General features: G+C 72.6%; 10 protein-coding genes. 6 read left to right on the top strand and 4 right to left on the bottom strand.

Annotated features, from left to right (window positions below):
* Window positions 1–2 precede the first annotated feature (2 nt).
* Window positions 3–386 (bottom strand): STAS/SEC14 domain-containing protein, encoded by a 384-nt coding sequence (locus G6O69_RS17755; RefSeq protein ID WP_172304688.1) that lies wholly within the window; start codon window positions 384–386, stop codon window positions 3–5.
* A gap of 170 nt (window positions 387–556) precedes the next feature.
* On the opposite strand from G6O69_RS17755, the gene G6O69_RS17750 reads away from it, so the two are divergent.
* The 3 genes from G6O69_RS17750 (at window position 557) to G6O69_RS17740 (ending at window position 3,683) form a co-directional block, all read left to right on the top strand.
* Window positions 557–1,579 (top strand): hypothetical protein, encoded by a 1,023-nt coding sequence (locus G6O69_RS17750; RefSeq protein ID WP_176396922.1) that lies wholly within the window; start codon window positions 557–559, stop codon window positions 1,577–1,579.
* 78 nt (window positions 1,580–1,657) lie between these two features.
* Window positions 1,658–2,611 (top strand): UbiA prenyltransferase family protein, encoded by a 954-nt coding sequence (locus G6O69_RS17745; protein ID WP_172304686.1) that lies wholly within the window; start codon window positions 1,658–1,660, stop codon window positions 2,609–2,611.
* Between the two features lie 4 nt (window positions 2,612–2,615).
* Complete coding sequence (locus tag G6O69_RS17740) at window positions 2,616–3,683, top strand: type III polyketide synthase (RefSeq protein WP_172304685.1); 1,068 nt, start codon at window positions 2,616–2,618, stop codon at window positions 3,681–3,683.
* Between the two features lie 244 nt (window positions 3,684–3,927).
* On the opposite strand, the gene G6O69_RS17735 is transcribed toward G6O69_RS17740, so the two are convergent.
* The 3 genes from G6O69_RS17735 to G6O69_RS17725 form a co-directional block, all read right to left on the bottom strand.
* Window positions 3,928–5,436 (bottom strand): hypothetical protein, encoded by a 1,509-nt coding sequence (locus G6O69_RS17735; protein ID WP_172304684.1) that lies wholly within the window; start codon window positions 5,434–5,436, stop codon window positions 3,928–3,930.
* A gap of 49 nt (window positions 5,437–5,485) precedes the next feature.
* Window positions 5,486–6,766 carry a hypothetical protein gene (locus tag G6O69_RS17730; protein WP_172304683.1) on the bottom strand — a complete coding sequence of 427 codons (1,281 nt, stop codon included), beginning with the start codon at window positions 6,764–6,766 and terminating at the stop codon, window positions 5,486–5,488.
* 99 nt (window positions 6,767–6,865) lie between these two features.
* Complete coding sequence (locus G6O69_RS17725; RefSeq protein ID WP_172304682.1) at window positions 6,866–7,048, bottom strand: hypothetical protein; 183 nt, start codon at window positions 7,046–7,048, stop codon at window positions 6,866–6,868.
* A 225-nt stretch (window positions 7,049–7,273) separates the two neighbouring features.
* Between G6O69_RS17725 and G6O69_RS17720 the strand changes: the two genes are divergently transcribed.
* The 3 genes from G6O69_RS17720 to G6O69_RS17710 are packed head-to-tail and all read left to right on the top strand — an operon-like array spanning window position 7,274 to window position 11,510.
* Window positions 7,274–8,248 (top strand): biotin/lipoyl-binding protein, encoded by a 975-nt coding sequence (locus G6O69_RS17720; RefSeq protein WP_172304681.1) that lies wholly within the window; start codon window positions 7,274–7,276, stop codon window positions 8,246–8,248.
* Window positions 8,245–10,551 (top strand): peptidase domain-containing ABC transporter, encoded by a 2,307-nt coding sequence (locus G6O69_RS17715; RefSeq protein WP_172304680.1) that lies wholly within the window; start codon window positions 8,245–8,247, stop codon window positions 10,549–10,551. The genes G6O69_RS17720 and G6O69_RS17715 overlap by 4 nt, the downstream gene beginning before the upstream one ends.
* Window positions 10,548–11,510, top strand: coding sequence for an HlyD family secretion protein (locus G6O69_RS17710; protein WP_172304679.1), 963 nt, complete (start codon window positions 10,548–10,550; stop codon window positions 11,508–11,510). The genes G6O69_RS17715 and G6O69_RS17710 overlap by 4 nt, the downstream gene beginning before the upstream one ends.
* The last annotated feature ends 58 nt before the right edge of the window (window positions 11,511–11,568 follow it).

The following is an 11,568-nucleotide window of genomic DNA, read 5'->3' as shown; positions in this document are numbered from 1 at the left end:
GGCTAGGCGAGAATCGAGATGAAGGGCTGGAGGTAAGCCTCGGCCTCGTCCCGGGTCTTGCAGACCGAAAAGGGGTGCGGCGGCGGCTTGAGCTGAAACGCGACCTTGAGCGCGCCACGAACCATGGCTGAGGGCACGACGAAGGCCAGGGCCCGGACGTAGGCCTCGAGCATCTTGTGGTTGGTCTCGCCGAACTCCGCGAAGCGTTTGACGTGGGCGAGGTCGATGCGCGTGGTTTGCTCGGCGTCGGCGAGGACACAGATCGACTCGCGCCGTGCGAGCTCCAGCTCGACCTCGGCGAAGATCTGGTCGAAGGACTCCAGGGTCGGCGTCGGCTCGAGGGTGATCCGCACGAGCGGCCTTTGCGAAGTGTCGACGGCCTCCACGAGCGCGAAGCATACTTGCTGATTGGGGTCGGGCCCACCTGAGTGCCGAGTCATCGCTGCGTCACTTGCGCGGTCCAGAAATGGCCCCTTTGGCGGCGTCCGAGGTGGGGTTTTGGATCGACCGTCGGGGTGTTCGAAGGCACTTGGCCCGCTGCTAGCGTGCAGCCGCGGTGACCGAGATCCAGCTCCATGCGCACGTCTTGACCGCTCGCGCAGCCGTGCTCGCCGAGTCCGTGACCATCGCCGTCATGGCCGCAGTCGTGATCCTCGTCGACCAACTCTCGACGACCACGCTCAGCCCCTGGCTGAGCCTTCATGTGCCACTGATCGCCCTCGGCCTTGGCCTCCTCGGTGCCGTGTTCGCCGGGTCAGGGGCGGTTGGATACATCCGCAACCCGAGCTACGTGCTCGTCTACTACGCGGCGATCGCCGCGATGATCGCCGTCGACCTCGGGGTCCGCTGGCTACTCGGTGGGGAGCTCGCCATGGTCTTCGCCAACTGGGCCGTGCTGATCGGATCGGCGAGCGCGATCAACTTGCTGCTCACACGCCTGCCCGTCCTGACGGCCCGCCACCTCGTCGATGAGACGGAGATCTCGACCTTTCATCCGATCGCGCTGGCGATCGTCGTCATCGTCCAAGTCGCGCAGGCGGCGGTCTCGGTCCTCGGCGCGGGCTGGCTGGTCGTCATCGCCTCGCTCGCCGCGCGTCGCGTTGCGATCTTGCCGATCACCCACCTGATCGCCCGGCGCAACTATGGGCCTGACTGCGCGCTCATGCTCCGGCACCGGGAGACCGTCGAGTACTGCGCGACGTGGTCGGTCGCCGACGATGACGGCCGCGTCATCGAGCCCGAGGCGCTCGAGCGTAGCGTCGTTGGGGCCATGCTGTTGAAGCTGCCGATGTTCGCGGGCGAGGCGATGAGCGCCGGCCGCGAGAGCCTCGTGCGGCTCGGCGACAAGCTGGTCTTCGTCGAGCAGATGCTGGCTTTTTCATCGCCGACGATGGTCGTCAGCCGCGTGGGGGCACTCGGTCACACCGCCTTCATTCGCATGATGCTCCAGAAAAGCGGCGCGAGCTCGAGCCACAACCCGCGGCTCGCCGATCGCGAAGCATGCAAGCTCGGGGTTCGCTACGCGCTCGCTGGCGAGTGGGCGCGCTACCGTGAGACACGCGCGAAAACACGAGACTGAGGACGGACTTTGTGCTGACCTTGGGACGAGTTACAGGCGTTCGTCCCCGGTGCTATAAGCCGAACCTCAGTTGGAGGCATGGGAGTGAAGCCACATAAAGGGTTGGCTTGGCTCGAGCTCATTCGCGTATTCAATATCCCCATTCCGCTGGCCGGGATGTTGGTTGGTGCCTGCGCTGCATCGAGCCAACTTGGCGAGTTGTGGGGGGTATTGGCGCTGGCATCGATCTTGGGTTGCGCCGCCACGCAGTGCTTCAACGACTACGAAGACCGCGAGGTCGACGGCCAGAACGCGGCGTTTCGGCCCATTCCATCCGGCGTGCTCGCTCCGCACGAGGTCTTGATCGTCGGCCACGTGCTCATCGCCATCTGGGCGGGCTTGTCGCTGATCTACTCGGGCTGGGCGGCGGCGATCGTCGGATTCGTCTACTTGCTCACCCGCTGGTATTCACGGCTCAAGCGAAGCTCGCTCATTCATCATTTACTGCTGCCAGCGGCGCTCGGCCTGATGCCCATCTATGGGTCGTTCTTGGCCACGGGCCAGGTCCACGCGCTCGCCTGGTTTGCCGCATGTTCGATCTTCTTGATTGACATTAACATGAACATAATTGGCACATTCAAAGACCTGTTCGAGGGCGCGGCTCACGAGCGCGTGCTCCCCCTCGTGTGGGGCTCACGCCCAGCCGTACTCACAGCCCTGCTCGTTGGCCTGCTTGGGATCACCGTGCAACTGCTCGCGCTCGGCCTCGGCCTGTGCGGCGCGCTGCCAGCCATTCCGCTCGCGCTCGGTGCCGCGTTGACCCTCGACAGTCGTCTGCGCTTGCTGCGGACGCCCAACGCGAGCGTGGGCTATGCCGCGCTCAAGTCGGGTCGGCTGACCGAGTGCCTGACCTTTCCAGCCTTGCTCGCGGGCGTGTTGCCCCTGCGCTTGGCGGTCTTCATCATCGCGGCGCTGACCTTGTTCGCGCTCTTCGCTCAGACCCTGATTCCCGAGGCCGAGCTGCCCGCGGGAGCCGAGACCAAGTCGGGCTAGGACGATGGCGCACTACCACTCGACGGTCTCGTGTCCCGCGCTGGCCTACCCCCCGCACCGCATGGACCTCGCCGGGATGCTCGACATGGCTCGTGAGCACTACGGCGAGACCCCTCAGTTTCGCGTGATCGAGCGGATGATCACCAACACGGAGATCGCCGAGCGGCGCTTCGTCGTGCCGGCCAACGAGCTCGGCAAGCAAAGCGGCCTCGCCGAGCGCACGGCCTCGTACATGGCCCACGCGCGACCGCTCGCCCGAACCGTGGCCGAGGCCGCGCTCGCCAACGCCGGGCTCGAGCCGCGCGACATCGACATGATCATCGTCGCCTCGTGCACGAGCTTCGTGATGCCCTCGCTCGACGCCTACCTGATTGATGATCTCGGGCTTCGGCCGACGACGCGGCGCATGCCCCTGGCCCAGCTCGGCTGCGTCGCGGGGGCCTCGGCTCTGGCCAAAGCCAACGATCATTGCCGCGCCTACCCCGACGCCCGGGTCCTGGTCGTCGCGGTCGAACTCAGCTCCTTGTGCTTCTTCAGCGAGCACAAGGACCTGACCTCGGCGGTCTGCGCGAGCATTTTTGGTGATGGCGCCGCGGCCTGCATCGTGTCGGGCTCGGCCCACGACGGGGCCGGGTGCCTGCGGCTTGGCGCGAGCCTCAGCTACACCCTGCCCAGCTCGGATCACTACATCCGCTATCTCGTGACCGACGCCGGCTATCACCTGACCCTCGACCGCGAGGTCATGCACTCGGTCCCCAAGCTCGCGCCGCTGCTGCGTCAGTTCTTGACCGACGAAGGCGTCGACCGCCTCGATTTCGTGCTCGCGCACACCGGCGGCCGGCGGATCATCGATGGCGTCGTTCTCTCGCTCGAGATCGACGAGCGGCTCGTCGACCACTCGCGCGCGAGCCTCCGCGAGCACGGCAACACCGCCAGCGTCAGCGTCTTCGACGTCGTGCGCCGGGCCTACGCGCGCGAGGCCCTCGACCTCGCCGGCCGGCCCAACGACGGGCTCGTGCTCGCGTTCGGCCCCGGCTTCACCATGGAAGCCGTGCACGCGAGCTGGGCCTGAACCAAACTCGCGCGCGGGCCAGCTCGTCGAGGGCGAGGCGCTCGGGGGCTGCGAGCGCCGCAAGGGCGAGACCACGCCGCCCGACGAGGGCGGGGACGGAGCCGAGGAAAGCGATGGAGGTGAGGACGACGCGCAGGGGAGGTTGTTGTCCCCCCTCCCTCGGCGTCGCCCCGCTGACCTGCGTCGACCAGCTGGGCACCAAAGTCTGCGAGTGACTGTCTGCCAGCGAGCCAGGGGTTCGGCATCAGGCGACCTCGACGGCGGGCGCGGCGGGCCGGACCTCGGCGTCGACGCGCTCCAGCCAGCCGCGCAGGCGGTCGAGGTAGTCCTCCGCGTCGGCGATGCCGTCGAGCTCGGCGAAGAGCTCGGCGAGCAGCGCCCGCTCGTGGGCGGCCTGGGGACAGCGCGGCCCCGGGGCGGCGCCGATCGTCGCAAGCCGGGCGCGGACCCCCAGCTCCGGGCGCGGGAGCGCGACGGCGCTGAGCCGGCAGGGGATCGCCGGGAAGTCGGCGCTGGCCTGGTCGAGCCGCTCCTCGCAGGCGATGTGCTCGAGCAGCGCGGGGAGCTCGGCCGCGGACGCCCCGAGCTCGAGGTAGAGCCCGCGCAGCTCGGCGCGCATGCGGCCGGCGTCTCGCAGCAGGTGATCGCTGGGGAAGCGAGCGTCGAGGGCCGAGGCCAGGGCGCCCGCGAACTCGGCCACGAGCGAGCTCCGAGCCATGGCCGAGAGCTGGCGCAGCCGGGCCCCGAGGGCGTCGATGACCAGCCGGACCTGGCGGCGGTAATTGCCCAGCTCCCAGCCCATGGGGTCGCCCGCCCGGGCCAGGAGCTCGGCGGGCACGGGGCCCTGGGCCCGCGAGGTGATGACCTTGGCGCACAACCCCTCGCCCAGGAGCACCGGCAGCTCGAGGTCGAGGAAGCGCCCGTCGAGGGTGAAGTTGTTGTGGTAGGAGCACCAGTGCACGCCGTGGCGCAGGGCCGCGGCGAGCCGGGCCCAGCCCGCCGTGAACGCGGCCTCGAGCTCGGCGGCGAGACGCTCGGGGGTACAGTCCTCGGGTCGCAAGCGCGGGCGCCCGGGGCCGCGGACGAAGCGGGCGATGGCCTCGCCCAGGGTGCTCAGGGTCCCCGCGAGCGGCGCGCTGTGGTGGGCGAGCCACAGAATGTTGGACCAGCGCGCGAACTCGCCGGGCTTGACCGAGATCGCCTGCAGGTGGCGGTCGCAAGCGGGCGCCGCGAGCTCGGCCGCGCCGAGGGCCGCGCGCCAATTCGCGGCGAACTCCGGCGCCATCGCGCGGACCAGCAGGCCCTCGCAGGGCACGATCAGCTCGCCGAGGCCCTTGGCCCGGAGGTAGCGGCTGGCCACGAGCTCGCGCACGCCCGCGCTCGCCGGCATGTGCCCGGTGGCGTGGGTCAGCTCCCGCGGCCTCGACCAGTTCAGAGCCAGGGGCGTGCGCCCGACCCCCTTGAGGTAGACCGTCTCGCCCGCGCGCGGATCGTGAAAGAACACCGCCCGGCCAGCGCCCTGGCGGCGGGCGTGGGGCAGCTCGGCGTCGAGCTGGTAGTCGGCGTAGCCCAGGAGCTCGACCCGCGCGGCGTCGACCTTCGGCACGCCGAAGGGCGTCAGCTGGCCCAGGTCCGTGACCAGGTCGAAGGCGGCGTGGGCGGGGTCGAGGGACGAGAAGCCCCCCGGGCGCAGGGGCACGGGCGCGGCCCAGGGGCTCGTCGCCCAACCTTGGTCGATGGCTTCGCGGTGCATGGTCACCGCCCCCTTCGCGGGCCCGCGCCCGGGTCTGACGGGGCGGCGCTCACTTGGGGAAGAACAGGTCGCGGGTCGGCGGGAAGCTCAGCCGCGAGACCGGCGTCGCCTCGACCCGCGGGATCTTGGCGAACACCCAGCGCGCCAGCGCCCCCTCGTCCTCGTCGAGGCTCGCGCGCAGGCCGGGGAGCAGCCCGAGCAGCTCGGGGTTGCCGGCGAAGCTGCAAAGGCGCAGGCGCTGGTCGAACCAGTGCAGCCGCGACGCCGGCGCGAGGCCGCGCTCGGCGATGGCGGCGTCCGGGTCGGGGAAGGCGGCGAGGTTGATGAAGCGAGCGTCGATGGGCTGAGCCATACCGCTGGAGCCGCTGGAGCCGCTGGAGCCCTGCGGGCCCCCGGCCAGGGGTGCGCGCCAGGTCTTCGCCGCGTCGATCGGCGCCCGCGACAGCCGAGCCTCGCCGCCGACGATCTTGGCCCACAGCCGCCGTCCGAGTTCGTCGAGCACCTCGCGCTGCCAGTCGGCGTCGCAGGCCACCGGCTCGCCCGCCGCCTCCCGCGAGGGCGCCGGCAGGCCGCCGAGGTGGCACAGCCACTCGCGGATGTAGCGGCGCTGGACCTCGCCGTAGCTCAGCTCGTGCTCGAGCCAGCGCAACAGCGCGGGGCTGCGGCTGACGTCCTGGAGGTCGAAGCCCTGGAAGCGGCCGTGGCAGTAGAACTCGCCCAGGGCGCGGAGGAACTCGGGGCGCTGGGCGTCGAACTCGGGCCAGGCCCGGCGAAACTCCGGGGCGTCCTCTTCGCGGTAAGAGATGGTCAGCTGGCGGAAGGTGCTGCCGATGTCGAGCTCCGCGCGCAGGTCGATGCGCGACAGCCACCAGTAGTCGAGACCGACCACGGCCACGGCCTCGGTGACCAGCAGCGCCCAAGCCTGGGTCTCGAGGCCCTCGGGGCTCAGCGTGGCCGTGCCGAAGCCCAGCGCCGGGGCGAGCTCGTTGATCTGCAGCGACGCCCAGGCGTGGAGGTAGTCGTGGACGCAGAACATCAGCTCGCGGACGAACTGATCGCGGACGTTGAGAGCGCGCAGGTCGTGCTCGCCGTCGAGCCAGCGCGCGACCAGGGAGTTTTGCGCGATGTGGACCTCGGCCCGGACCGGGTTGAAGCCCACCCCCGCCCGGGAGGTGTGGCGGCCATAGTCCCACTCGGCGTCGATGGGCTGGCGGATCGTCCGGACCTGGGGGTCCCGGAGCCACTGCCCCACGGGCCCGAGGCTGCGCAGGCGCGCCGAAGCGGCGCGCGGAGAGGTCGGTTCGGTGCGGGCGTCGAGGGGGGCGTTCATGGCGGGCTCGTCGGGGTCTGGAGGGGCAAAAAGAGCAGGGCGCCGCGCGGAGTTGGGGCTCCGCCGCGACGCCCCTCGGGAGTCGATTCGAGGCGGGCCTCAGCCCTCCCACTCGCACTTGGCGCGCTGCTCGTCGGTGGTGAAGAAGTCCTCGGCGGTGCGGACCTCGATGGTCTTCTTCTCTTCCTCGGCGGTCGCGGTCGCGGTCGCGGTCGCCTCGGCGTAGGCGCCACGGACGTTGCGGAGGTCGGCGAGGGTGAGCTCTTTTTTGGCGTTGAACATGTCTGGTTTTCCTTGATGCTGGAGGTGCTGGATGCTCGGGCGCTGCTCGGGGCGACGCGCCCTGGACACTCAGCTCATTGCCTGCGGGCCGCGAAAACCTGATGCCCGGGCGTCGATTTTTTTGAGATTTTTTGCGCCGCCCCGGAGCGCGCGCGGACCCGCGCTCACGGGAGCCCTCCAGCGGGCGGCGTCAGATCTGCGCGCGGCGCCTCGAAGGAAGCCGCGATGGAGTTCCGCACGGAAGCCATGTACGCCGACGAGGACGCCCTGGGCCCCCTGTCCCTCGCGGCCCCCCGCGCCGTCGAGATCCGCAGCCCGGCCGTGCTGCGCCTGCCCCTGCTCGCCGCGGGCGTGCTCGGCATGGCCATCGCGGCCGCCTCCCTCATGGCCGGCGACGAGCTCAGCCGCGGCCGGGCGGTGCTCCGGGCCCCTGGCTCGACGCACCTGCGCGCGGCCGCGGGCGCCAACGTCGAGTCCATCGAGGTCGCCCCGGGCGAGGCCGTCGAGGCCGGTCAGCTGCTCGCCCGCCTCGACGCCCCGGAGCGCGAGCGAGCCCTGAGCCAGGCTCGAGCCCGGGCCCGCGAGGCCATGCTCGCCTCGCTCCGCTCGCCCAACGACGCCGCCCTCGAGCGCGAGCTTCGGGCCGCCCGCGCCGAGCAGGCCGCGGCCGCGGTCGAGCTCGCGGCCTTCGAGCTCCGGGCCCCCCGGGTCGGGGTCGTGTCCTCGCTGCGCGCCGAGGTCGGGGCGCGGGTCGAGGGCGGCGACATCGTCGCGACCCTCGCCCCTGATGCCGAGGACGAGCTCGCCGCGCCCATGGAGCTCCTCGCCCACTTCCCCGGGCCCGCGAGCATCGAGGTCGGCGCGGTCTTGAAGGTCGACCTCGCCAAAGGCGGGCGCGGCCGCGAGCCCGCGTTGTTCCGGGTGGTGTCCGTGAGCCGCGACTGGATCGACCCCGAGGATCCGCGGGCGCTGACCGAGCTCGGGCGGAGCGCGGGCCTCGAGGGCGCGCCCCACAGCGTCGTCGCGGTCCGGGCCCGGCTCGAGCGCGCGCCCGCGGGCCTCGAGCTGCGCGACGGCATGCTCGGCGAGGCCCAGCTCGTGCTCCGCGAGCGCTCGGCCCTGCGCCGCGCCGCCGAGAGCCTGGGCTTCGCCCCCGCCGACCAGCCCGACCAGCCCGATCAAGAAGGAGCCCTGCGATGACCTCCGCCAGCGCCTTCATCGACGCCCTGCGCGGGGCCATGCACCGCCGCGCCGGTCGCCGCGAGCTCGTGGCCCAAGGCCGCGCGAGCGAGTGCGGCCTGGCCAGCTTGACCATGGCCCTGGCCCGGATCGGGCGGCGGACCACCGCCAGCCGCCTGCGCGCCGCCCTCGGGCCGATCCCCGCCACGGGCGTGAGCCTGGCGCAGATCGCCGAGGCCGCGGCGAGCTTCGGGGTCCGCGTCCAGGGCTACCAGATCGAGCTCGACGAGCTGCCCGCGGTCGCCCGGGGCGAGGGGCCCCTGGGCGGGCCCACGGCGACGATCCTGCACTGGGACATGAACCACTTCGTGGTCCTCGGCGGGCGCCGGCGCCGGGCCGGGCGCGTCGAGCTGGAGATCCTCGACCCCGCGGCGGGCCGGCGCTGGCTGCCACTAGCGACCATCTCCAGGCACTTCACGGGCGTCGTGCTCAACCTCTGCCCGGGCGACGACTTCGAGGTCGGCAACGACCGCGGCCAGCCCCTGTGGCCGCACATCCGCCGGGTGCTCGGCGCCCGCCGGGCCCTGGCCGCCGCCGTGCTGTGCTCGCTGCTGCTCCAGGTCGTCGGCTTCGCCGTGCCCACGGGCTTCGCCCTCGCCGTCGAGGAGCTCATCCCCTGGTCCGAGGCCCGCGGCCTCGCCATGCTCGGCGCGGCCCTGGTCATCGCCGCCTTCGCCCAGATGTGGACCCAGGTGGTCCGCGGCCGCGTCCTCGCCCAGCTCGACGTGGAGCTCGAGGCCGAGATGCGCGGCCACTTCCTGTTTCACCTCGCCCACCTCTCGCCGCGGGTGCACGCGGCGATCCCCACCGGCGACCTGCTCCAGCGCGTCAACGGCCACGGGAAGATCCGCGAGGCCATCTCGGGCCTGGCCCTGTCGGTGGTCCTCGACGCGTGCATGGCCGCGCTCTTCTTCCTCGCGCTGCTGTGGCTGGTCCCGAGCGTGGCCCTGGTCATCGGCCTGCTCGCGGGGCTCCAGGCCGCCATGGTCCGGGTGACCCGCGGCGCCCGCGAGCAGATGATGGCCGACGCCCTGCACACCGACGCCGCCTGCCAGGCCCGCCAGGTCGAGCTGCTGCACAACATCGAGAGCGTCAAGGCCATGGGCCGCGAGGTCGCCATGCTCCAGCGCTGGTCCCGGGACTTCGTCGCCAGCTTGGACCAGCGCCGCCGCCGGGCCAACTTCCAGGTGCTCGTCCAGTCCCTGTCGACACTGAACTTCGTGCTCGTCCCGGCCGCGGTGATCACCCTGGCGGGCGCGGCCGTGATGCGCGGGGACATCACCCTCGGGGCCCTGTTCGCCGTAAGCAGCCTCTCGCCCGCGTTCATCGGCCCCGTGTCCAACCTCGTGTCGGCCGTCGAGCAGCTGGCCGACGCGCGCTCCGTGGCCCGCCGCGCCAACGAGGTGCTCGCCGAGCCCACCGAGCTCGACCCCGGCCTCGCGCTGCACACCCTCGAGGGCCGCGTCGAGCTGCGCGGGGTGAGCTTCGGCTACGGCGCCGATCAGCCGGTCATCCGCGACCTCGACCTCGACATCGCGCCCGGCGAGACCGTCGCCCTGGTCGGGTCAACGGGCTCGGGCAAGAGCACCCTCGCCCGCCTGGTGCTCGGCTTCGAGCGCCCCGACGCGGGCGAGGTGCGCATCGACGGGCGGCCGCTCCAGACCCTCGACCCCGTGCACCTGCGCCGGCAGATCGGCGTGGTCCCCCAGCGCGTCCAGCTCATCGCCGGCAGCCTGCGCAGCAACATCTGCTTCGGCCACCCCGCGCCCCAAGAGGCCGTGGAGTGGGCGGCCAAGACCGCCGAGCTCCACGCTCGCATCATGGCCGAGGCCTCGGGCTACGCGACCCCCGTGGCCGAGGGCGGCAGCTCGCTCTCGGGCGGCGAGGCGCAGCGCCTGGCCCTCGCCCGCGCCCTCGTCCACCGCCCCAAGCTGATGATCCTCGACGAGGCCACGAGCGCCCTCGACACCCAGACCGAGGCCCGCGTCCACGCCAAGCTCCACGACCTGCCCTGCACCAAGCTGATCATCGCCCACCGCCTGTCCACGGTGCGCCGGGCCGACCGCATCGTGGTCCTCGAGCGCGGGCGGGTGGTCGAGGAGGGCAGCCACGCGCAGCTCCTGGCCGCCGACGGGGCCTACGCCGAGCTCGTCCGCGCCCAGGACCCGCGCGCGGCCTTCCCCAGCCCCCTCGAGCTACTCGCCGAGGGCGCGAGCTCCCCTACCCGAGCCGCGGCCCAGACCCCGAAAGGTGACGCAGCATGATCCCCCTCCGAGTCCTCCTCCACGGCCTGCTCCGCTGTCTCGTGCGCGGCTCGAGCGACCGCTCCCTGCCCGCGCTCGGCTGCGCCTTGACCCTGAGCCTGGCCGCGGGCTGCGTCGGCGAGGCGCCCCCCCGCGAGCCCCCCGCCCCGAGCCCCCAGGCCCCGGAGCCCGCCGCTTCCGCACCCGCACCCGCACCCGCACCCGCACCCGCCGAGGCACCCGCCGAGCTCGCGTGGTCGACCCCCGCCGTGGTCGTCAGCGCCCGCCACCTCGACCTCGCCGCGCCGCGCTCGGGCTTCGTGCGCTTCGCCGACGCCCAGCCCCTCGCCCGCCTGGTCCAGGCCGACGCTCCGCTGTTCGAGGTCGAGCGCGGCGTCGACCAGGCCCGCCGCGCCAAGGCCCGCGCCGCCGTCGAGGTCGCCCACGCCGAGGGCCGCCGCGCCACGGTCCGCGCGCGCCAGCACGACGACGAGCAAGACGCCCTGCGCAGCCTCGCGGGCGTCGTCGCCCAGGGCGACATCACCGAGGCCGAGCGCGCCGCCGCCCTCGCCCGCGTCGACGCCCAGGCGGCCCAGGCCCGGGCCCAGGTCGCCCGCCGCGAGCTCGAGATCGTCGACGGGGAGCTGTCCGCCGGGCAGGTCCCCGCGCCCTTCGACGCCCAGATCACCCAGCTCCTCGCCCAGGCCGGGGAGTGGGTCGAGGCCGGGCAGACCGTGCTGCGCCTCGAAGACACCGCGGACCTGCGCCTGCGCCTGGCCGTCGAGCCCGAGCGCGCCCGCGAGCTCGAGCTCGGCGCCCGCCTGCGCTGGCGCGGCCCCACGGGGGAAGTCGGCGAGGCCGAGGTCGTCGCCCGCGAGCCCCGGGTGCGCCCGATCTCCGGCCTGGTCTACCTCGAGGCGACGATCCTCTCGGGCGAGGCCGTCGTGCTCGGCGAGGCCGTCGACTGCCTCGGCGGCTGAGCCCGCGAGCCCGCGAGCCCGCGAGCCCGCGAGCCCGCAGAGGTGGTGGACCTTCGCC

The organism is Pseudenhygromyxa sp. WMMC2535, from assembly GCF_011083025.2.
The sequence above is the reverse complement of the archived record's forward strand: the minus strand, read 5'-3'. Positions and strand labels throughout refer to the sequence as shown.